Consider the following 20,671-nt stretch of genomic DNA (forward strand, 5'->3'; position numbering starts at 1 on the left):
ATTTTTTTAGAGCATATATCTAGGATGCAATAAGTTTTGCACCTGCTTTAATTCTTTGGGTTTACGCAACAAAATGGCCGTTACCAAGCCATCCAGCAATATCATAACTAATTCCGCTTCGGCCTCCGGTTCTTGATAATGCATTTCCTCAAATATACCTTTCAACATTTCCTTTAAGGGAGCGGTAGCACTATCATCATAGGCATCGGTCTGCCACTTCAGGGCATAAATCAAACGCCAGAAATCATAATCTTCCGGTGGCACTGTAAATACAAAGTCCAGGATATTCTTAAGGCGCTTGCGCGGATTTTCTTCCTGACTAAACTGAATATAGAGTTGATTTACCTTTTCATGACCCTGTTCCAACACGGCCTTTAATAAGCCTTCTTTATTGGTGAAATGCCGAAAAATCAGACCTTCAGATACTCCAGCTGCCTTAGCCACCTTGGCGGTGGAAGTGCCATCATAGCCCTTTTCTGCAAATAACCGCAGGGCCGTTTTGAGTATCTGTTCTTGTTTTTCCGTCATGGTGAGTAATCACTCACAAAAGTACAGTCCATTTTGATATCCACAAATAATTCAATTGTATTTTTTTGATTTTAGTTTCCTTTGTCGCCGAAACCCCAGCACGTGTCCGCACAAATAATAGAATCCTGGATCGATCAATACAGCGATGAGCTCCTGCACTGGGCTGAGTACCGTACTGGTGATTCTGCCTTAGCTCAGGATATGGTTCAGGAAACCTTTATTGCGGCTTTCGAAAACTATCATCAGTTTAAGGGCGACAGCAATCCTAAAACCTGGTTATCGCGAATCCTGCGCAATAAAATTGTCGACTACTTCCGCTCTGCCTATTATCGAAAAAACATTTTTGAAGGTCAGCCTTCCGATGATGATGGCCCCGAACGATCGCATTTTGATACTGAAGAACACTGGCGCACCGAAATCTTTCAAAGTGGTTGGGAAGAGGATGAAAGTTTGATGAATCAGGAAGAATTCCGCAGCCTCTTTGAACAATGCTTAAATGCCTTACCGCAAGCTTGGCGCGATATCATTGCCGCTAAATACTTTGCACAGGAGAAAGGTCAGGATATAAGTCAGGAGTTCAATATCAGTACGTCCAACTATTGGCAAATTATTCATCGCGCTAAGCTGTCTTTGAAAAAATGCCTTGAAGTGTATTGGAAATCATGAAGCTCTTACAATCTCTCATATTAAGCTGTCAGGAAGCCAGTGCCCTCATTCAAAAAAAGGAAGAGGGAAAGCTTGGTGCCATTCAGGGCATGCAATTACGTCTGCATTTGAGTATTTGTGTTTTCTGTCGACATTATGAAAAACAAAGTGGCCGAATTAATGACTTTATCGGTCAGTACTTTGAGGATCGCAAACCCAAGGAAAATCCGGAATTCAAAGAAGAGCTCAAGACCAAAATTCGCGAAAAGGGCTCTGCCTAATTGTAAGGCTTCGGTTCCCAACTCGTCCTTTAAGCAATAAAATTATCCCTTTATGAAAACTTTATTGCTAAGCCTAAGCTTGATTTTCAGCTTCTCTTCCTTCGATCAAAATGCCGCTAATCCAGCACCGGCTGAACTTTCAGAAGCATTAATTGTAGTTGTAAATACCGCCGATTGGTGTCCGCTTTGTCAAAAGCATGGTGAAAGAGTAGAAAATGATATTCTTTCTACCTTTCAGGCAAACGCATCTTACCAAATTATCGTTAATGATTTGAGCACCGAGGAAAGCAAAGCGGCCAGTCAGAAAATCCTGATGAAAGCCGGTTTAGAAAACTTTAGCGCCGAGAACAATGGTACCGGCCGTATCTACTTTGTACATCCCACTTCCAAGAAGGTGCTCGATAAAATTAGTGTTTCAAAAAGCACTGAAAAGATTCGCAAGGCCTTTGCTGAGGCCCTTGAAAATATTTAAGAAGAGCGGGCCGGGACTTTTTCTTGGTTCTTCTGACTCGGCCCGTTCTTTATTCCTCCCCAAATCCCTATTTACATGTTACGATATCTTTTTAGCGCTCTATTCTCCCTATTTCTCTTTAGTGCCTGCAGCCAGGATTTAGATAGTGTTCAAGGCCTTGCCATTGGCGATAAAGCCCCTTTACCGACTTTACAGAATGAAGACGGCCAAAGCCTTTCCCTAAGTGAAGCCTTAGAAAAAGGCCCCATTATTTTGGTTTTCTACCGCGGGCAATGGTGCCCCTATTGCAATCGCCATTTATCTGCCTTAGAGGCGATTCGCGATTCCCTCGAATTGGAAGGTGCTCAGCTTTTTGCTATTTCTCCTGAAAAGCCTGAATACCTGCAAGAGATGCAGGAAAAAACAGAGGCCGGTTTCAACTTGCTTTATGATTCGGCTTATCAAACCATAATTGCCTACGATTTAGCCTTTTTGCCTTCGGCTGGAACGCGCTTGAAATACAATACCCTTTTGGGTGCAAAGCTTAGCGAAGCCCATGGTGATGAACGTGAGCTCCTACCTGTACCCGCTACTTTCCTGATCGACCAAAAAGGGATTATTCGCTGGCGGCACTTCGACCCCGACTATACCCAAAGGTCCGATCCCTCTGAAGTTCTGGAAGCCTTAAAAGCCCTCTAGGATTTTGATTGCGCCCTAGCGGCATTTTCCCGTTCTTCGTAGAAAAGACCGCTACATTGAGCTCATTTCTCGATCAAGTTGCGCAATTCCTGCTCAGCCAACCTCTTCCTCTCCATCGACAGACGGTAATTTTACCCAGTCGACGGGCTGGTATTTTTTTGCAAAAAGCATTAGAGTCCCAATTGGATAAACCCAGTTTGGCCCCTCGCTTTATTAGCATCGAAGACTTGATTTTCGAACTTACCGGCTTAGAAGCAGTTTCGCGACCCGAGCTTTATTTTCGACTCTTTGAATGCCTGCGAAATTCAGTACGACCTGATCTCAAATTTGAGGAATTCAATCGCTGGGGCAGAGCGCTCTTGCAGGACTTTAATGAGATCGATCGCTATCTAATAGAGCCGAATCAGATCTTCACTTATTTGGGTGATCTGAAACGCATTGAACAATGGAATCTAGAGCCGGGAGAACACACCCGCATGCTCGATGATTACCTTAAATTCTGGCCTGCCTTGGCTGAGGTTTATCAGGAGCTCAAACAAAGCCTATTGGCAGAAGGTAAAGCCTGGCAAGGTTTGGCCTATCGGGCTTTCGCCGAAAAAGTACAGCATGAAACCAAGGCCATTGCAGAAGAATACGAGCAGTTCTTTTTCATTGGCTTTAATGCACTTAATAATGCCGAAGAAAAGGCCTTGCTTCAACTTTATGATGCAGGTTTAGCCCAGTTCTTCTGGGATGTGGATCGCTACTATTTTGAAGATCCGGAACAAGAAGCCGGGCATTTCTTACGAAACTCGCCCTTGGTTAAGCGACTGCAAAAACACGATGCCTTTTATGGTTTGCATGATGAATTAGCTCATGGCACCCGAAAGGTGGAAAGTATTGCCGTAGCAGGATCGAACCTCCAATCGATAATCGCAAGCAATCTACTTAGTGAGCAAAGTGAAGAGGACCTGGCCCAAACTGCCATGGTTTTAAGTGATGAAGCTCTACTTCCCGCCTTTCTGAATAGTATTCATCCCAATTTCCCCAGCTTGAACCTTAGTATGGGCTTGGGCTTACAGCATTCACCTTTGGCTGGTTTTTTTGAAATCCTGCTGGACTTCCCTTTAGAAGCAGAACGGAATGCTAAGAAAACCAAAGATGGCTGGGCACGCTATCATTTTAAACGTTGGGAAGCCCTGCTCAACCATCCGATTACTCATAAAATTGCGGGCTCCTCCGCATACAAGCTTCAGGAAATCCGCACCGAGATGCATCGTAAAAATGCGCTCTATCCCAGCTTCAGCGAATTGGGCCTTGAGCAATTAATAGAACCCTTATCAGCCGACTTTTTTAAGGTCGACCAAGGCATAGGCGAACAATACCAGCGACTGGCCCATTTCTGTGAAGCGAGCTTAAGCGTTTTAGTAGATCAATCCAGTTTGCAAGAAGGGCTTTTTGCCTTTTACCAGCTCTTTAAGCAGAGCGCCGATACCTTGAATCGATTTCCTTATTTGGAGAGCTTTGAGCAGAGCCTACAATTTTATCGAGAACTTTTACCAGACCTTGGAATCGACCTGCGTGGCGAACCGCTACAAGGTATGCAGGTAATGGGTTGGTTGGAAACGCGTTGCCTGGATTTCAAGCAAATTGTGGTGCTAAGTCTCAATGAAGGTATTTTACCCAAAGGCCGCTCAGAAAGTAGTCTGCTACCCTTCGATGTGAAGCGCAAATTTGGCCTACCTACCTATCTGGAAAAAGATGCCGTATTTGCCTATCACTTCTATCGCCTCATGCAAAGGGCGCAAAGTATTTACCTCCTGCATAGTACCTCAGCCAGCGGAATTGGTGTGGTAGAGCCTTCCCGCTTTGTGCGGCAATTAGAATTAGAGTGGCCGCAAAAAAATGCACGACTCCTTTTCAAAAATCAGATTGCTACAGCACGTAGCCAGGAAGCCAAATCCAACGAGCAAGTAGCTAAAAGTCCGGCCTTGCTGCAAAGATTGGAGGAAATTGCACTTCGAGGTTTTTCGCCCAGCAGCCTCTACCTCTACCTCAAAGACCCGCTGCAGTTTTATTATGAAAAGGTTTTAGGGCTTAAGCCCGATGATAGCTTAATGGAGGAGCTCGATCTTCCCGCTCAGGGAAATGTATTGCATGAGTTTTTGGAATATGGCTTTAGTCTGCCTGATCCTGAAAATCCCGAAGAGCGAATCCCGCACAGCCCTGATCCAGAAGGATCCTTCTTTAAACAAAAGCTTCCAGAGCTAAAGGCCCAATTAAAAGACTTAATGCTAAAACATGTGCCTGGCCTCCCGCTGGAACAAGGTCCTAATCTTCTGCATTTAGAGAGCATGAGTTTTATGCTTCGCAATTTTCTGAAATTCGAAAGTGCACGACTTAAAAAATTAGGCTCCTCCTGGAAGGTTTTAGCTACTGAGAAAGGTCTAGAAGGTCGAATTAGCCTGGCTTCAGGGCGCCAAATAAATTTAATTGGAAATGCCGACCGTATTGATCAGGAAGGCGAATGCATTCATATAATTGACTATAAATCCGGGGCTAAATCCAAATACGATTACAGCATTTCCAGCCTCGACATGGAGGCCTTTATTAAAAAACCTCAAGCGATTCAATTGCCGATGTACGCCTTGATGTACTGGCAGCAAAATCCTCAATTAGAAATCCAGGCCTCGGTGCTCTCCTTGCGAAAATTGAGTGATAATCCCTTCAGCATGAAAATGGAAAAAAGTGCCGTGTTGAATTCCGAAAATCAAGAAGCAATAGTAACCGTACTACAAGCTATTTTCGAAGAAATGTTTAATCCGGATATTCCCTTTCAATCTCGCGCCTAATGAAGGATACCTTAAGCAAAGAAGCACTCTTAGAAGCCCGACAATTAATTAGCCCTCATATTCATCAAACACCGGTGTTGCAGAGTAGGGCCCTGAATAAAATTAGTGGAGCCGAACTCTTTTTTAAATGTGAAAACTTTCAAAAAACGGGATCTTTTAAAGCACGGGGAGCAACACATGCTGTTCTTCGTCTTTCGGATGAAGAAAAAAAACGCGGGGTGGCAACTCATAGCTCCGGAAATCATGGGCAGGCCTTAGCTTGGGCCGCCCAAAAGCTGGGCATACCTTGCCATGTAGTAATGCCCGAAAATGCCCCTGAGGTAAAGATCGCCGCCGTTCGAAATTATGGTGCAGAAGTGCATTTATGTGCGCCTAATCTACCGGCTCGGGAAGCAGGTTTAAAAGCTGTTCAGGATGAATTCGGATCGGTGTTTATTCCTCCCTATAATCATCCAAATATTATTGCTGGTCAGAGCACTGCTGCCGCAGAGCTTTTGGATGAAATTCCGGATTTAGATCTGATCATCACTCCAGTTGGAGGAGGTGGCCTTTTGGCAGGTACCGCCTTGAGCACCCATTATTTCGCAGAAAGATGCCAGGTAATTGCCGGGGAACCCGAAGGGGCTAATGATGCCTTTCTATCTTTTTATAGTGGAGAGCGGGTCAAGGAACATCAAAGTCAAACAATAGCTGACGGACTGCTTACCACCCTGGGCGAGATCAATTTCCCTATTATACAGGAACTGGTTTCGGATATCATCACCGTAAGTGAAACAGAAATAATTGAAGCTTTAAAGCTGATTTACCAGCGACTCAAAATCGTAGTAGAGCCCAGCAGTGCGGTGGCTTTTGCGGCCATTCTGCAACAAGCTGAGCGCTACGAAAACCGCCGCATCGGAATCATCCTCAGCGGCGGCAATGTGGATCTGGCTAAGCTGCCTTTTTAAAGGTCGTAGCGTACTCCGAAGAGTAAATATCGAGGCAATACATTATAAGCAGTGGTGCTAATCAAGTTAGCACTTAAGGCATCCTCACGAATGAAGGTGGTATTAAGTAAGTTCAAGGCTTGAATGCTGAAGAGCCATTTGCTATCCTGTTTTTGATATTCCAAGCTGGCATTTAAGAAATCGTAAACGGTACGTGTAGAACCCGGGTTCCCGTAATTATTATAACTATAGTCTGCTCTTAAAACAAAGTCGCTAGCTATAACAGCAGTCACCTCAACACTGGGAGAGTGATTGGTATACACACTATTACTACGGGCTCCGCTATAATCGTTTTGTGAGTAACGGTACTGCAGTTCAATATTGGGCCACTTCTTAAAGTTGGTACCAATCTCACCACTATAGTTCTTGGAGAAAGTATTGTTCACATTGGTCCGGCCATTCACCTCATTATTCACGGTGGAATAATTAAGGTTTACCCTGCTCTCTAAACGGATGTATTTGAACTTCTTAGACCAGGAACCAAAGCCGCTCAAGTTCTCATTATAGCCATTGGCATTGATGGGGCTAAAGACCTGCTGCAAGCCAATATACTGTACGGCATTGTTGATGGGATCCAAGCTTCGGGAATAATTAACCCCGGCAAAAAGAGTGGTAAAGTTGAAGAGGTTGAAATCGCGGTAGAACAGGCTCACATTGTGAACTCGTGCAAAATCCAAACTGTCGTTACCGGTAAACAAACTGTTATAGGAACGAAGGATTACTCCATCCATAATTTGGTTTACATCATTAAACTGAGCCGACATGTTGTAGCGTAAATCCAAGCCCTTACTTGAGCTAAATTCGTAGCGCAGTAATGCATCAGGTAAAAGCACCTGATAATCGCGCACATCCTCAGTTCCCGCTTGGAAATCCTTCACTTGGTAATAGTGGAAATTCACTCCGGGGCGGAAAGTGAGCTTGCCTAATTTGGTTTTGTAATGCAAACCGCCAAAGCCATCCAGCAAGCTGAAATCTACCGTGTTTTGTAATAGTGGATTTGCGAACTCTACAGCGTCTGACACCTCGCCTTCAGCCAGTCGGTTATCGTAATCCTGCGTATTGTATACTGTTCCCAGGTTAAATTCGAAGTGGTTATTACCATTCAATACCCAGTAATAACTGGCTCTACCTTCCAAGCTTTCACTTAAAACTTCACGAGTTTGCACCAAGCGATACATATTGGTATCCAGAAATACGAAGGGTTGACCAAAAGGCTGTTGCTGCGATTGCATGGCAAATCTGGGATCCTGATACTTGCGGGAGTGTTGCAATTCCACGGCAAATACATTTTCACCCTGATTGCGGAAGAACTCTAAATTTTGTTGGATGGACCAAGGGCGCTTGGCCTCTTGAGTTCCCAGATTATTGCTGAAGTTAAAATCGCTAAAGCTTGAGTACAATCGAGAAGTATTCAATTGATCCGATACCTTCAGGAATACATCATAATTCAGATAAGTCTCCTTACTCGGTTCATAGGTTACGGAAAACTTTGCCAAGGCGGCGGTAGAATGCTGATAATTCTCGGTTGTTAATTGCTCAACTCCACCTCCAATACTGTCTAAACCGATATAGGTACGACTGGTAGTATAGGGGCTGCTCACCACATTGTCGCTACCAATTACAAAGCCCGAAAGGGTGAGGTTCTTCTTAGGTGAATAGCTAAAGTTGGCCGCTCCAAAACGACCGGTTACTTCATCTGCACGATTGTTTAAACCCAATGGAATCCCCAGGTCATCTTGTGCAAAATTGAAATTGAAGCCCGAACGAGAGCTTAGATTTCTAAAGCCTCCACTAAAGCGGAAATAATCGCGAGCGGTAAAGGCTGCTTGTCCAATATTATTGAGGTCGCCTATAAAGTTAAAGCTGGCTTTGGGTGAATAGTAAAAGGCATTTCCATGAGCATAATAGCGTTCAGGATCGCCCACCTTAGCTTCCGCATCACCAAACCAAAGGTTCTTTTTCCCTTCTTTTAATTTAATGTTCAGAGCAATTCGATCATCTGAACTCAGACCTTGCAGGGGAGAAATCTCTTCATAATTCCGAAGTACTTGCACCTTATCAATGGCATCCGCCGGAATGTTCTTGGTGGCCACTTTCGAATCCCCATCAAAGAACTCTTTACCTTCCACCAGAACTTTTTCAACGGTTTTGCCTTCTACTTTTACCTGACCATCTTCATCAATCTCAAAGCCGGGTAATTTTTCAATTACATCTTCCAGCTTTTTCTCTTCACCAGTGGTAAAAGCATCGGCTTTATAGCTAATGGTATCTCCGCTTACCACGATAGGCATTTCTTCAACTACCTCAACTTGCTGCAGTAATTCGGAGTCTTCTTCTAAAGGAATTTTACCTAAGTCTCGATCCTCAGAATTGAGGACCACTAAAAGTTCCTGGGGCTTATAACCGAGATAACTGAATTTGAATAAGTACTGTTTATTGCCTTCCAGCTGAAAGCGAAATTGGCCCTCGCTATTGCTAAAGCCATAAGTTACCATGGAGCTATCATCAGGGTTTAAAACCAAAATATTGGCCATTTCCAAACCTGCCTGGTCACTGCCAATCAGAGCTCCGCGAACATTAACCTTTTGAGCCATTGCTCCCAGGCTCATCAAAAGGCCCAAAAGCATGAGCCGAAATTTCATATCCCTCATATCTGACTATCTACCGATGGTAACCTGAAAAGAGCCACGATGACCGCCGCCTCTACCGCCAGGTCCGTTGCCAAAGTTCTGCTGCATCTCTTCAATTTTGCGCGCAGTAATTTCCTGATACTCTTTTGCATCCACCTCTTCACCTTCTGAGGGCTCCTTAATTTCCACCGGCTCCTTGGTATTAATACTCACCTTGGTACAAAGGATCGTGGTATTGCCATCGTTCACCTCTAAAATTAATCCTGGTAAACCGTAAAAACGAGCAGGACCATGGGAGATAGGAATCTGCATAGTAAACCAAGCTACGATTTGCACGGTATCAATAATGGTGCTGTCTCTAAGGCCTTCTTTGGGATCTCCGGTTAATTGTTTGGCTTCGCGAATACGCATCGCGGTGGCCTTTTGGCAGATGTAATTTCCGATGGATTTGGTTTCCTTTCCGATGGTCCAGTCCAAATTTTCGAGGCTATCCTGAATTAAAAACATCTTCCCGAAAAACTCGGTTTGCTCTGTATAGCGCTGTTCTTGTAAGTTCTTGTAATAGGTTCCAGAGCCTCCGGTAAACATTGCGATCATGCGCATGCCTCTTTGACCTTCTTTTTCCAACTCAACCACCTCTTCGTAAATGGATTCATTGCGATTGAAGTCTAGCTCATATTCTTTCTGAGTGGCTTTGGCAATGTTGGCTTCCATCATTTTCTTTTGCTCAGGACTCATCTGGTCACTGTCAATTTTCAAATCAAGAGAGGTCGCTGTTTTATAGGTCGCCGTGCCACCAATATTCTGAGATTGCCCATATACCGTGAGAAGGCATAAAGCAAGAAGGTAAGTAAGTCTGGTCATGGTACTTATTCAAATTAAGGCCAAATATCTTTTAAAGGCCTAAAGTTCGCTGTTAGAGGCCTGTTAAAAAGATTGGTTTAATCAAAGATTTGAAAAAGTACAGGAATAAAAAATAGGGCTATTCCTATTTTTTTCAAGAGGTATGACGGCTAATAATTTCTTGTAGGGCACCCAAATCGATGGGTTTAGTAAGATAGTCGGACATGCCTGCTTCCATAAATCGCTCCCGATCTCCGTCCATGGCATGCGCCGTAAGCGCAATTATTGGAGGAGCAGAGTCGCCCATTTCATCCTGAATTCTGCGGGTAGCTTCCAGACCTCCCATTATCGGCATTTCAATATCCATGAAAATAAGATCGTAACTGCCGTTTACCGCAGATTCTAATGCAGCCTCTCCATTAACAGCAAAATCGAGATTAAAACCCTGGCGCTTGAAAAGTAAATCGGCCAGTTTGCGATTAATCTCATTGTCTTCGGCCATTAAGAGTTTCAGGTCTCCCCCCATAAAATCTGTTTAAAGCGCTCAAAGCTAACTAATAATTCTTTGATTATTCAGGCCTTTAATCTGTAGCGCGGACCAGGCACTGTTTCCAGAAGACCCTTGAGCTCTAAGGTCATTAAAATGCGCAAGCACTGAGCCCCGGTCATTCCACATTTACCCAGCAACCAGTCCAAACTTTTAGACTCTTTTTCCTGGCTTAATGCATCTACAATTAATCGCTCTTCTACATTGAGATTTTCAAAAAGTTCCAATTGTTTCTTTTGAGCCACAGGGCTTATGGGCTCCCAACGCATCACATAGGCCAGATCTCGAGCCCCTTCTACTAAATAAGCGCGATGACTTTTAATTAGAAGATTACAACCTTCACTGAGTGGATCTTGAATCCGGCCGGGCAATGCAAAAACATCCCGATTGTACTGATTGGCATATTCGGCAGTTATTAAGGCACCTCCTTTTCGAGCCGCCTCAACCACCAAAGTAGCATCACTCATGGCCGCAATAATGCGATTGCGCTTCGGGAAGTTTTCGCGATCGGGATTGGTTCCGGTGGGAAATTCCGTTAAACAGGAACCACCGGCTTCCACAATTTCCTCAGCCATCTTTCGGTGTATTGCCGGGTAAATACGATCGAGGCCATGTGCCAGAACTGCGCAATTGATAATATCATTATCCAGAGATTTTCGATGTGCATAGGCATCTACCCCGTAGGCCAAGCCACTGATCACCAAAAGATTCAAACCGCGCGCTTCTTCTAAAAATTCCGCCAGAAAATCCCGACCATAGTCAGTCATACTCCGAGTACCCACAATGGCAATACAGCGATTTGGGTTAAGAGGAGTATGCCCTTTTTGGAATAGTACTATGGGTGCATCTTCACAATGCCGCATGCGCCGGGGATAAGCAGCATCCTCAAAATAATGCAACAACCAACCTTTTTTATCGGCCTCGAGCAATTGCCGTTCCGCTAATTTTAATTTGTCGGGCTGCCGGACTTCTTTAAGAATCGCTTTACCAATGCCGGGGATCTTCTCCAAGCTAGCTTGTGATTCTTTAAAAACCGCTTCAGGACTGCCACAATGGGCGATAAGCTTACGTGCCCGAACGGGGCCAATGCCCTCCATCAGGCTTAAGGCCAAAGCCGCAGCTTTAGCGTCATCAGAAAATTTCATAGAACAGGTTAAGGTTGACAGAAAGGTACAAATAATCGAAAAAATGAGGCCCCTCGCCCGCTAAGGCTGGATAGACAAGACATTTTTACTACTTTTGAAGTTACGGAATTAAGAAAATCCTCAAATGGTAAAGCATACGATCGATCACTACATCAGCAATTTGTTGTATTTCAACGAGTGCGTGGTAGTACCGGGATTTGGCGCCTTCCTTACGCGTTATTTCTCGGCTGAGGTCAATTCTGCTACCCATATGTTCCGTCCACCTTCCAAACGAGTAGCATTCAATGCCCGCATTCAGGAGAATGATGGATTACTGGCTAAGCACATTTCTAAAACCGAAGGAGTGAGCTATGAAAAAGCCATGGAAAGCATTGAAATTTCTGTGCGCAGCTGGAAAAAAGTTTTACGCGCAGGACGAAAAGTAAACCTAACCGGAATTGGTCGTCTTTACATGAGCGACACCGGCAAATTGCAGTTTAACCCGGCCCATGATATCAATTATGATATTCAATCCTACGGCTTAAACATCTTTAGAGCCAACGCTATGGAAAGAGAGCAGGAAATTAAGCGCAGTGTAAATAAGGCTATCGAAAAGCATCAAGGCAAAAAGGTAAAAGCGAAAGTGGAACCTAAAGAAGATGCCAAAGTACGTCAGCTCAATTTCCGTCGCTGGACCGCCGTTTTAGGTCCGGTGGCTGCAGCTATGCTTGTAGGAGCTTATCTCTACGTTACGCCCGGTAGCTTCAACACCGTTAAAGAACAGGTAAGTGGCATCTTTATTAACCATTCTCAGGATACCCTTGAGAGTCCCACCTATTCTGATATTGCTTCGAACGAAGCTGGTTTAGGATTCCAAGAACCCGAAGGTCCTCGTCTTAATGGAGAATATGGTCCTGAAGATGATGTTCTTACCGAAGAGCAAATTTCTGAAGAAGCAATCGATCCCACCACTGAAGCAAATGAAACTGCAACAATCAGTGAGGAAACAGCTCCCGCTGAAGCCATTATTGAAGAAAATTCTAAACCTGCTCTGGTAGATTTACCGCAGAATTCAGAAGAGAAAAGCAGCACTGAAATTGCTGAAGACAAAGCCGAAAGTCCGGTAAAAGAAAACAGCAAAAAAGTACATTACAACTTCTCCGCCAAAGGAAAGCCCCTTTACAATGTGAAGAAGCGTCCTGAGGATTTAGCGACCAGCAATACACCAAACTACAAGCCTAAAACTGAAAAGCAACCAAAGACGGTAGCGGCACAGCCTAAAATTGCTTCCGAGTCTGAAATGGCTCCTGCCAAAGCAATTGTTGTTCAAAATAAGTCGGAGCAAAACAAAGCTCAGAAAGCCACTGAGCAAAAGGTAAATCCCAATACAAGTGCTCAGGCTAATTTGGCCGATGCTGGTGAATTCCAAATCATTGTTGGCGCCTTCTCTTCTGCTGCAAATGCAAACAACTATGTTGAGCAATTAAAAGGACAAGGTTGGAGTGCCTATAGCTACCGTGCCGGTAATCTAAATAGAGTAGCTATTGGTAAGCTTAAGAATCGCGATCAGGCTAACAGTTTATTAGGTCAGGTAAAACAGCAAGTTAACAGCCGCGCCTGGGTGAACCAATTGTAATAGCTTACTTTTGCCGAAAATTCCGGCATGAAAGCGAAAACCCCTTCGGAGTCATTAACGGTAATGACCGAAATCGTACTCCCGAACGACACCAACAATCTTAAGAATCTTTTTGGAGGACAGCTTTTAAGCTGGATGGATCGTTGTGCAGCCATCGCCGCTCATCGTCACTGTCGCCGGATTGTGGTTACCGCCTCGGTAAATAATGTATCATTTAATCAGGCCATTCCACAAGGTGCTATTGTAACCCTGGAAGCCAAGGTTTCACGCGCCTTTAGTTCTAGTATGGAGGTTTTTGTAGATGTTTATATCGAAGATCAAACCATCTCTGGCAAGAAGACCAAAGCCAATGAGGCCATTTACACCTTTGTGGCAGTGGATCAATTGGGTAATCCCATCAACATTCCAGCAATAGAGCCCGAAACAGAAAAGGAAAAAGCTCGCTACGAGGGCGCCTTGCGTCGTCGACAATTATCCCTAATCTTAAGTGGTAAAATGGAACCTTCGGAAGCTACTGAGCTTAAAGCTCTGTTCTTAGGAGGGGAGGAAGAAAAAGCTTAGATAAGCCAAAAAAGGCAAGAGTAAAATTCCATCCCGCAGCCAGCGGTTTTCAATAGTTTGAATGGCCAAAGCCCCCAAGCTCGCACTGGGGAAAATGATTAAGCAGAGCCAGAAATTGCTATTGGCAAAGAGTAAGAATCCGGCCACGCCCACCAAGGCATAGTAGAGCCAGAAATTTACTTGTTGCCTTTGCTCATTATTGTATTGATTGGCTTGAGCGAGATTGACCAAAACGGAAAATCCCAGAAAGAGGGCCATGATTGCCAAGGGAATTAAGCGTTGGTAATCCAGCTGAAAGCTGAAGAATTCCAAGGATTGAATTTCGGAAGTCCAGGCTTGGAGTAAGTGCCAATCCAGGAAATAGTCCAGGCTAAATGCGAAATATAATACGGTACCATAGCCTAAGATCAATGCAAGGACACTACGACCATTTAAACGGCGTAAGGCCAAACTTAAACCGAAAGGCATAAGCAAGAGAAAAATGCTTTCCCCATGAATAAAGCCTGCAATCGCAATCCAAAAGCCGGCGCCAAAATTTAAAGGCGCTGCATTGGCCTTAGGCACCAAAACCGGCATCATCTGGAAAATTAAGAGGCTAAAAAGAAGGATACTCCAAAGCTCCGGACCGGCATTTAAGGGATATAGCCAAATCCAAAACTGCATAGCAGCCAATAGGAAGCCTAAATATTGACCGGGAAATAGGTGCTTTCGGTTTAAGCTCTCGGCATAAAACAAAGAAGCGCCAATGGTTACTAGTATGAAAACCAAAAAGGTAAACCAAGGCGACATTAATGGCAAGCCCCAATCTGCAACTGGAAACCAAGTTCCCTTTTGCACCGGATAAAACCAATAAGTGGAGCCCAAGGCCAATATCAAGACCAGGGCATTGAGCAAATTTCTGGGGCTGATATTGTTAAACAGTCTTGCAAACATCTGGGCTTTTTAGCTACTTTTGAGGCCACAAATCAATTAGGCCATGCAATTTAAAGATGTTGTTTTAGGATTAGGCGATTTTTTCGCTTGGACCTTCGGAATTCTGACCCAATTAGAAAACCTTCCTAATATTCTCTTCTCGGGAATTATTTTCTTCCTTTTCCTTTACTGGATGCGCCAAATGGCGGGCCATGCCAAAGCAGGCGAAAAATAGACGCTCTTAAAGGTCAAAGCCAATATCCTTGCGGTATTGGATGCCTTCAAAACATATAGTTTTTGCAGCCGCATAGCTTTTTGCTAGTGCGGCTTCTTTATTTGGACCCATTGCACTTAAGGCAATAACACGCCCACCTGAACTAAGAACCTTCTCACCATCTAATTTGGTACCGGCATGAAAGGGAATACAATCGCTCACATTCTCCAAACCGGTAATTTCCTTGCCTTTGGCATAAGAGCCCGGATAGCCCTCAGAAACAGCCATTACCGTAGTACAAAATTCGGGGTGAATTTCAATTTTCTCCTCCGCTAATCGTCCTTCGGCGGCAGCATTCAGGTGTTCCAATAAATCGCTTTTAAGGCGTGGCATTACCACCTCTGTCTCAGGATCACCCATGCGAACGTTGTATTCAATAACCTTAGGCTCTCCTTTTACTTCAATCAAGCCAAAGAATACAAAACCGGTATAATCGAAGCTTTCGCTTGATAGGCCTTTAATAGTTGGTTCAACTACCTGCGCAACCGTTTTCTGCCATAAGGCATCATCCACAAAGCTTACAGGCGACACGGCACCCATACCACCGGTATTAGGACCGGAATCTCCCTCTCCAATTCGTTTATAATCCTTGGCCACCGGAAGAATAATATGATCCTTTCCATCTGTCAAGGCGAAAACAGAAAATTCGCGGCCATTGAGGAACTCTTCGATCACCAAAGTTTTACTGGCATCACCAAACTTACCTTCCAACATTGCTTTGGCCTCCTCTTTGGCTTCTTGTAAATCTTGAAGAATAAGCACTCCTTTACCCGCTGCCAATCCATCTGCCTTAAGCACATAAGGAGCTTCTAAGCTTTCTAAAAAAGCTTCCGCTTCACTTACTTCACCACTGCTAAAACTGCGGTAAGCGGCGGTTGGAATTTGGTACTTAGCCATAAACTCCTTGGCGAATTTCTTACTTCCTTCCAGCTCGGCAGCAGCTTGAGCGGGACCAATAATCTTCACATTCTTGAGCTCTTCATCTTGACGGAAAAAATCCACCACTCCAGCCACCAAAGGAGCCTCCGGACCTACCAGCACCATGTCAATGGCATTTTGCAGGCAGAACAATTTAAGTGCGGGGAAATCTTCTGGCGAGAGGGCCACATTCTGGGCTATTGAAGCGGTTCCGGCATTTCCGGGTGCTAAATAGAGCTGATCACAATTAGCACTTTGGGAAATTTTCCAAGCTAGGGCATGTTCGCGGCCACCGCCGCCCAAAATCAAAATATTCATGATGGAAGATTAAGCGGCAAAAGTAGCATATAAATACCGGTAACAAAGGCTCTAATACTGGGCCTTGCACAATTTAAAGCCGTGTTTTTCCTGATGATTTTGGAATGATAAAAAAACTACTTTTGCCTAAGAATTAATGCATAATCTATGTCTGCAAATTACACCTCTCAGATCAACGCTTTCATGGATAAGGTAGCGGCCAAAAACGGCCACGAACCTGAGTTTTTGCAAGCGGTGCATGAAGTGGCTGAGGCCATTATTCCCTTTGTGGAAGAGCACCCTAAGTACAAAAACAGTAATATCCTAGAGCGTATCGTAGAACCCGAACGCGTAATTATGTTCCGCGTTCCGTGGATCGATGATCAAGGAAACGCCCAAGTAAACCGCGGTTACCGGGTAGAGTTTAACTCCGCTATCGGACCTTACAAAGGTGGATTGCGTTTTCACCCTTCGGTAAACCTTTCCATCCTTAAATTCCTGGGCTTTGAGCAGGTCTTTAAAAACTCCCTCACCACCCTACCTATCGGTGGCGGTAAAGGAGGTTCGGATTTCGATCCAAAAGGAAAGTCCGATAATGAAGTAATGAAGTTCTGCCAGTCTTTTATGACTGAATTACAACGCCATATTGGTCCTGATACCGACGTTCCTGCGGGTGATATCGGTGTTGGCGGTCGTGAAATTGGCTACCTCTTTGGACAGTATAAGCGCTTACGTAACGAATTTACTGGTGTTCTTACTGGTAAGGGTATCAACTGGGGTGGTTCTTTAATCCGTCCAGAAGCTACCGGTTATGGTGCAGTGTACTTCACTAAAGAGATGCTGAAAACCCAAGGTAAAGACCTTAGTGCTAAAAAAGTAGCCATCTCTGGTTCGGGTAACGTAGCTCAATTTGCTTGTCAAAAAGTACAGCAAATGGGTGGTACTGTAATCAGTATGTCTGACTCTTCAGGATACATCCACGCTCCAGAAGGAATTACCGAGGAGATTTTAGCCTACGTTATGGAAGTGAAAAACGTTCGTCGCGGACGTATCCATGAAGTAGCGGATAAATTCGATGGAGTAAGCTTCCACGCTGGTGAGCGTCCTTGGAGCCTCAAATGTGATATCGCTATTCCTTGCGCTACTCAAAACGAATTGAATGGCGAAGAAGCGAAAACTTTGATCGCTAACGGAACTATCGCTGTTTCTGAAGGAGCAAACATGCCTTGTACTCCTGAAGCAGTAGAAGCTTTCCATGCTGCAAAAATCTTATTTGCCCCTGGAAAAGCTGCCAATGCTGGTGGTGTAGCTACCTCTGCTTTAGAGATGGCGCAAAACAGCATGCGTATGAGCTGGACTGCTGAAGAAGTAGATCAGAAATTACACAGCATCATGATTAACATTCATGAAAACGCTGAGAAATACGGTAAAGGTGAAGATGGTTATGTAGACTACGTTAAAGGAGCCAACATTGCTGGCTTTGTAAAAGTAGCCGACGCCATGTTAGACCAGGGTGTAGTATAAACTAGACTCTCCTTAAAATACAAAAGCCAGCTGTTTTGAAACAGCTGGCTTTTTTTATGATTGGTATTTCAATTCTATAAAAGCTGAATTTTGTACCCCACCATCATATTCATATTTAAAGGATCGGCAAAAGGGTAGATAGAAGTTAAACTTCCAAAGTTGAAACGGGCGTAGAAATCTCTAATATTGAAGCCCGCATGCATGGTACCGTTTAAAATATAACTCTCCCAAACTCCTAAATCCGTTTGATATAAATGATTTAGAAATCCTAATCCAAAATTAAATCCATAAGTCCCATAATCGAAAACTAGTTCCGAATAGAAGTGGGTACTCATAAAATTAGAAGCGGCCGGTGTGGCCCTCAATTCATTATCAAAAGGGTCAAGGAAATAGGTATAGCTAGAATCAATCGCAGTCTGTCGATAGTCTCCATAAGTGCCAGATTCAGCCGCAAAGGTGTGCTGCACATTAAATACCCGCCAGCATAAATTGCTCTTGCGACTCATTTCATAGTTGAGATCAATCGAAAGGTTAATGCGACCGCCATAACCCGAATAAGTTTGTCTGCGATTCATTCCATACTGCTCCGCTTCTTCAGGACCGATAGAGCGACCGGAATAGCTAAACATACTTAGGCCACCACTAAAGGCCGTACCTGATTTCTTGGATAATGATTTAGAAAAGCTTATTCCGGCTTCTCCAAAGTACGATTGGAGATTCACATCATTGAGCATGGTCGCATCATCCGCAAAAGTTGGATCAATGTCATAAAAGGCAAATCCTCCGGAAATCGGAATCATTAATTTCAATTCTTCATCTTCAGGGGCAATTGGTTTTTCCATAGCATTTGCCGCCAGGGGATGAGCCGAATGCGGCAGATTAACGCAAGCTGTGCTTAGCAGAGCTAGGGCGCAAATCATTAAAAAGGATTTATTCATAGTTAAGTTTTTAGACCGCTAAAGATAGAATCTTATTCAAATCTTTCTGCACCCCCTAAAATGTGCCCTTTGTTCGAACTGATGCCGGACTGATAAAAGCTTAAATTAGCCCAGGCCCCTTAGGTATTTCATGAACCGCAATTCTATATTGAGTATCCTTTTTCTCTTAGGTCTTTTGGCTTGTGGGCCGAAACGCCTGCAAAGAGAATACATGCCCCACAGCGTGCATTTTGCCCATCGTGATTGGTGGATAAAATCCAGCCCAGAGATTCAAGGGCCCGGCTCCAATGTCTTTAGCTACCGCAATGTATGGGTAGATTGGCAAGGGCATTTACACCTAAAGGTGAGAGAAAAGGACAATCGCTGGACCTGTGCGGAAGTGTATACCAAAGACAGTCTAGGTTACGGTCGCTACGAAATGGAGGTCGAAGGTCAATTGGGAGACCTAGACCCCTATTTGGTATTTGGCTTCTTTACCTGGGACCCTCATACTTTTGAAGATCAGGCAAACAGCGAGATTGACATTGAATTTTCTCGCTGGGGTTTTCCCTTAGCCCCGCGGGTTCTGCATTATTCCGTGCATCCGGTTTCTTTACAGAAATTATTTCTGGAACGCTTTCAATCCTCTAACTCCAATCCACAGAATTGGAATGGTCGCAGCCGTCATATTATGGAGTGGCGTGATACTTCCATCACCTTCTATTCTTATCGGATAAACCGCCGTGACGAAGAGCTGCTCGAAAGTTTCCATTACAGCTTTAAAAACCCTCCTCGCAAAAAAGGGGTAGAAGGACAATTCAGCGAGGCCATTACGGTCCCAAAGCCCGGTGAGAGCAATCAAGCTCGCTTTAATTTATGGATCTTCGGAGCTAAGGAAGCCCCTTTAAATGAAAGGGAAACGGAAATTATTATCCGCGATTTCCGCTATGAAGCCTATTAGTCTTCTTCGCGTTTCAAAACCTTAGGAACGCGGAAATAATCACTGTCTTTATCCGGAGCATTTTTCAAGGCTTCATCCTTGGTTAAGACCGTTTCAGAAACATCTTCGCGCAGCACATTGCGCTCTTCACTGAGATATACCAAAGGCTCCACACCTTCCAGATCCAGTTCATTGATCTTTTCTACAAAGCCCAAAATTTTATCCATATCCCCTTGCATAGACTGCATTTCTTCCTCGCTGAATTCTAAACGAGCCAGATGGGCTAAGTGACGGATTTCGTCTAAACTGATCTTCATGTCTTGAGCTACTTTTGCGCTTGCAAAGATTGGAAAATATCGTCGTAACACTGCTGCTTTAAACGACTTACTTCTTCGGGACTATTCTCCTGTGGTCGTAAAAAAGGCATTACATCTACCTTGAGTAAACCGGGGCGACCCCGAAAATTATCATAGGGCAGTAAACGCTTGCAATCGTGAAAGGCCGCTGGGATTATCGTAACCCCCTTGGTTGCCGCTAAACGAAAGGCCCCATTCTTAAAAGGTGCTAAAGTAATTTCCTCACGCGGCGCCATGCCTTCGGGATAAATACACATGCCCAGGCCCTCTTCAATTTTCTCTGCTGCCAGGTCGTAGGTCAGTTTACGACTACTTAAGCTGGAGCGATCCACCAAGATATTAGTACGCTTATAGAAATAGCCAAAAAGGGGCAGTTTGGTGAGTTCTTTCTTCCCAATAAAGAGGTAAGGAGTGGGGAAAACAGCCAGGGTTAACATTATATCCAGCATGCTGGTATGATTGGCACAAATAATATACTGGCCATTAGGTTCTGGCTTCTCGGCCCAATTCACCTTCCAGCGAAAGCCACAAAGCACCAAGACTATTTTGGCCCAAAGGCGCTCAAAATAAAAGAATTGGAGGTAGGTCTTCGGACTTAAGGAAGTGAAGAAAATAAAGGGGAACAAGAGTATAATCGCGATAAAGTTCGCGAGGTAAAACCATACTCTAAATAATGGGGCAAGGATATAACGCATCACACAATGGCGGCAAAAGTAAAATATTGCCCGGTACGCCCGATCTTGCTTCTTACATTTGTGGCCTTAAAGCAAG

General features: G+C 44.2%; 21 protein-coding genes. 11 read left to right on the top strand and 10 right to left on the bottom strand.

Features of this window, described 5'->3' with window-relative positions:
* Positions 1-6: 6 nt before the first annotated feature.
* On the bottom strand, positions 7-528 hold the full coding sequence (locus H4K34_RS07585; RefSeq protein WP_210760217.1) for a TetR/AcrR family transcriptional regulator: 522 nt from the start codon (positions 526-528) through the stop codon (positions 7-9).
* A 102-nt stretch (positions 529-630) separates the two neighbouring features.
* Here H4K34_RS07585 and H4K34_RS07590 point away from each other — a divergent pair, with 102 nt between their 5' ends.
* The 6 genes from H4K34_RS07590 (at position 631) to H4K34_RS07615 (ending at position 6,382) form a co-directional block, all read left to right on the top strand.
* Entirely contained in the window at positions 631-1,194 is a 564-nt protein-coding gene (locus tag H4K34_RS07590; RefSeq protein WP_210760218.1) for a sigma-70 family RNA polymerase sigma factor, read from the top strand.
* Complete coding sequence (locus H4K34_RS07595) at positions 1,191-1,454, top strand: hypothetical protein (protein WP_210760219.1); 264 nt, start codon at positions 1,191-1,193, stop codon at positions 1,452-1,454. The genes H4K34_RS07590 and H4K34_RS07595 overlap by 4 nt, the downstream gene beginning before the upstream one ends.
* Positions 1,455-1,506: 52 nt before the next feature.
* A complete protein-coding gene (locus H4K34_RS07600) occupies positions 1,507-1,926 on the top strand; it encodes a hypothetical protein (RefSeq protein ID WP_210760220.1) in 420 nt (139 codons plus the stop codon).
* Between the two features lie 75 nt (positions 1,927-2,001).
* Positions 2,002-2,604: a peroxiredoxin-like family protein gene (locus tag H4K34_RS07605; RefSeq protein ID WP_210760221.1), complete on the top strand. Its 603-nt coding sequence runs from the start codon at positions 2,002-2,004 to the stop codon at positions 2,602-2,604.
* Positions 2,605-2,660: 56 nt separating this feature from the next.
* Positions 2,661-5,435, top strand: coding sequence for a PD-(D/E)XK nuclease family protein (locus tag H4K34_RS07610; RefSeq protein ID WP_210760222.1), 2,775 nt, complete (start codon positions 2,661-2,663; stop codon positions 5,433-5,435).
* Entirely contained in the window at positions 5,435-6,382 is a 948-nt protein-coding gene (locus tag H4K34_RS07615; RefSeq protein WP_210760223.1) for a threonine ammonia-lyase, read from the top strand. The genes H4K34_RS07610 and H4K34_RS07615 overlap by 1 nt, the downstream gene beginning before the upstream one ends.
* Here the strand turns inward: H4K34_RS07615 and H4K34_RS07620 are convergent.
* From H4K34_RS07620 to dprA, 4 genes are all read right to left on the bottom strand, one after another.
* The gene (locus H4K34_RS07620) at positions 6,379-9,063 is read right to left on the bottom strand and encodes a peptidase associated domain and porin domain-containing protein (RefSeq protein WP_210760224.1); all 2,685 of its coding nucleotides are present in this window, start codon (positions 9,061-9,063) and stop codon (positions 6,379-6,381) included. The genes H4K34_RS07615 and H4K34_RS07620 overlap by 4 nt on opposite strands.
* A 15-nt stretch (positions 9,064-9,078) precedes the next feature.
* Positions 9,079-9,915 carry a GLPGLI family protein gene (locus H4K34_RS07625; protein WP_210760225.1) on the bottom strand — a complete coding sequence of 279 codons (837 nt, stop codon included), beginning with the start codon at positions 9,913-9,915 and terminating at the stop codon, positions 9,079-9,081.
* Positions 9,916-10,048: 133 nt separating this feature from the next.
* A complete protein-coding gene (locus H4K34_RS07630) occupies positions 10,049-10,420 on the bottom strand; it encodes a response regulator (protein ID WP_210760226.1) in 372 nt (123 codons plus the stop codon).
* A 47-nt stretch (positions 10,421-10,467) separates the two neighbouring features.
* Complete coding sequence (dprA, locus tag H4K34_RS07635) at positions 10,468-11,586, bottom strand: DNA-processing protein DprA (RefSeq protein ID WP_210760227.1); 1,119 nt, start codon at positions 11,584-11,586, stop codon at positions 10,468-10,470.
* A 124-nt stretch (positions 11,587-11,710) separates the two neighbouring features.
* On the opposite strand from dprA, the gene H4K34_RS07640 reads away from it, so the two are divergent.
* Positions 11,711-13,201 (top strand): HU domain-containing protein, encoded by a 1,491-nt coding sequence (locus tag H4K34_RS07640; RefSeq protein WP_210760228.1) that lies wholly within the window; start codon positions 11,711-11,713, stop codon positions 13,199-13,201.
* A gap of 27 nt (positions 13,202-13,228) precedes the next feature.
* A complete protein-coding gene (locus H4K34_RS07645) occupies positions 13,229-13,762 on the top strand; it encodes an acyl-CoA thioesterase (RefSeq protein ID WP_210760229.1) in 534 nt (177 codons plus the stop codon).
* On the opposite strand, the gene H4K34_RS07650 is transcribed toward H4K34_RS07645, so the two are convergent.
* The gene (locus tag H4K34_RS07650; protein WP_210760230.1) at positions 13,736-14,695 is read right to left on the bottom strand and encodes a DUF6427 family protein; all 960 of its coding nucleotides are present in this window, start codon (positions 14,693-14,695) and stop codon (positions 13,736-13,738) included. The two genes, H4K34_RS07645 and H4K34_RS07650, sit on opposite strands and share 27 nt — an antisense overlap.
* A gap of 43 nt (positions 14,696-14,738) precedes the next feature.
* Between H4K34_RS07650 and H4K34_RS07655 the strand changes: the two genes are divergently transcribed.
* Positions 14,739-14,909: a hypothetical protein gene (locus H4K34_RS07655; protein ID WP_210760231.1), complete on the top strand. Its 171-nt coding sequence runs from the start codon at positions 14,739-14,741 to the stop codon at positions 14,907-14,909.
* 6 nt (positions 14,910-14,915) lie between these two features.
* Here H4K34_RS07655 and purD read toward each other — a convergent pair whose 3' ends face one another.
* Positions 14,916-16,184, bottom strand: a complete 1,269-nt coding sequence (purD, locus tag H4K34_RS07660) for a phosphoribosylamine--glycine ligase (protein WP_210760232.1) — start codon at positions 16,182-16,184, stop codon at positions 14,916-14,918.
* Between the two features lie 147 nt (positions 16,185-16,331).
* Between purD and gdhA the strand changes: the two genes are divergently transcribed.
* The gene (gdhA, locus tag H4K34_RS07665; RefSeq protein ID WP_210760233.1) at positions 16,332-17,687 is read left to right on the top strand and encodes an NADP-specific glutamate dehydrogenase; all 1,356 of its coding nucleotides are present in this window, start codon (positions 16,332-16,334) and stop codon (positions 17,685-17,687) included.
* A gap of 74 nt (positions 17,688-17,761) precedes the next feature.
* Here the strand turns inward: gdhA and H4K34_RS07670 are convergent, their stop codons facing one another.
* A complete protein-coding gene (locus tag H4K34_RS07670; protein ID WP_210760234.1) occupies positions 17,762-18,625 on the bottom strand; it encodes a hypothetical protein in 864 nt (287 codons plus the stop codon).
* A 130-nt stretch (positions 18,626-18,755) separates the two neighbouring features.
* Between H4K34_RS07670 and H4K34_RS07675 the strand changes: the two genes are divergently transcribed.
* Positions 18,756-19,565: a glycoside hydrolase family 16 protein gene (locus H4K34_RS07675; protein WP_210760235.1), complete on the top strand. Its 810-nt coding sequence runs from the start codon at positions 18,756-18,758 to the stop codon at positions 19,563-19,565.
* On the opposite strand, the gene gatC is transcribed toward H4K34_RS07675, so the two are convergent.
* A complete protein-coding gene (gene gatC / locus H4K34_RS07680) occupies positions 19,562-19,861 on the bottom strand; it encodes an Asp-tRNA(Asn)/Glu-tRNA(Gln) amidotransferase subunit GatC (RefSeq protein ID WP_210760236.1) in 300 nt (99 codons plus the stop codon). The genes H4K34_RS07675 and gatC overlap by 4 nt on opposite strands.
* Before the next feature lie 8 nt (positions 19,862-19,869).
* Positions 19,870-20,595: a lysophospholipid acyltransferase family protein gene (locus H4K34_RS07685; RefSeq protein WP_210760237.1), complete on the bottom strand. Its 726-nt coding sequence runs from the start codon at positions 20,593-20,595 to the stop codon at positions 19,870-19,872.
* Positions 20,596-20,671 lie beyond the last annotated feature (76 nt).

Origin of the sequence: Croceimicrobium hydrocarbonivorans (assembly GCF_014524565.1) — a bacterium.
Classification (GTDB): Bacteria; Bacteroidota; Bacteroidia; order Flavobacteriales; family Schleiferiaceae; genus Croceimicrobium; species Croceimicrobium hydrocarbonivorans.

Excerpts from the sequence above, each read along its gene's own strand:
- H4K34_RS07655 (WP_210760231.1), top strand. The coding sequence starts at position 14,739 with ATGCAATTTAAAGATGTTGTTTTAGGATTAGGCGATTTTTTCGCTTGG.
- gdhA (WP_210760233.1), top strand. The coding sequence starts at position 16,332 with ATGTCTGCAAATTACACCTCTCAGATCAACGCTTTCATGGATAAGGTA.
- H4K34_RS07620 (WP_210760224.1), bottom strand. The coding sequence starts at position 9,063 with ATGAAATTTCGGCTCATGCTTTTGGGCCTTTTGATGAGCCTGGGAGCA.
- gatC (WP_210760236.1), bottom strand. The coding sequence starts at position 19,861 with ATGAAGATCAGTTTAGACGAAATCCGTCACTTAGCCCATCTGGCTCGT.
- dprA (WP_210760227.1), bottom strand. The coding sequence starts at position 11,586 with ATGAAATTTTCTGATGACGCTAAAGCTGCGGCTTTGGCCTTAAGCCTG.
- H4K34_RS07600 (WP_210760220.1), top strand. The coding sequence starts at position 1,507 with ATGAAAACTTTATTGCTAAGCCTAAGCTTGATTTTCAGCTTCTCTTCC.
- H4K34_RS07640 (WP_210760228.1), top strand. The coding sequence starts at position 11,711 with ATGGTAAAGCATACGATCGATCACTACATCAGCAATTTGTTGTATTTC.
- H4K34_RS07605 (WP_210760221.1), top strand. The coding sequence starts at position 2,002 with ATGTTACGATATCTTTTTAGCGCTCTATTCTCCCTATTTCTCTTTAGT.
- H4K34_RS07675 (WP_210760235.1), top strand. The coding sequence starts at position 18,756 with ATGAACCGCAATTCTATATTGAGTATCCTTTTTCTCTTAGGTCTTTTG.
- purD (WP_210760232.1), bottom strand. The coding sequence starts at position 16,184 with ATGAATATTTTGATTTTGGGCGGCGGTGGCCGCGAACATGCCCTAGCT.
- H4K34_RS07645 (WP_210760229.1), top strand. The coding sequence starts at position 13,229 with ATGAAAGCGAAAACCCCTTCGGAGTCATTAACGGTAATGACCGAAATC.
- H4K34_RS07685 (WP_210760237.1), bottom strand. The coding sequence starts at position 20,595 with ATGCGTTATATCCTTGCCCCATTATTTAGAGTATGGTTTTACCTCGCG.
- H4K34_RS07585 (WP_210760217.1), bottom strand. The coding sequence starts at position 528 with ATGACGGAAAAACAAGAACAGATACTCAAAACGGCCCTGCGGTTATTT.
- H4K34_RS07630 (WP_210760226.1), bottom strand. The coding sequence starts at position 10,420 with ATGGGGGGAGACCTGAAACTCTTAATGGCCGAAGACAATGAGATTAAT.
- H4K34_RS07650 (WP_210760230.1), bottom strand. The coding sequence starts at position 14,695 with ATGTTTGCAAGACTGTTTAACAATATCAGCCCCAGAAATTTGCTCAAT.
- H4K34_RS07595 (WP_210760219.1), top strand. The coding sequence starts at position 1,191 with ATGAAGCTCTTACAATCTCTCATATTAAGCTGTCAGGAAGCCAGTGCC.
- H4K34_RS07625 (WP_210760225.1), bottom strand. The coding sequence starts at position 9,915 with ATGACCAGACTTACTTACCTTCTTGCTTTATGCCTTCTCACGGTATAT.
- H4K34_RS07615 (WP_210760223.1), top strand. The coding sequence starts at position 5,435 with ATGAAGGATACCTTAAGCAAAGAAGCACTCTTAGAAGCCCGACAATTA.
- H4K34_RS07670 (WP_210760234.1), bottom strand. The coding sequence starts at position 18,625 with ATGAATAAATCCTTTTTAATGATTTGCGCCCTAGCTCTGCTAAGCACA.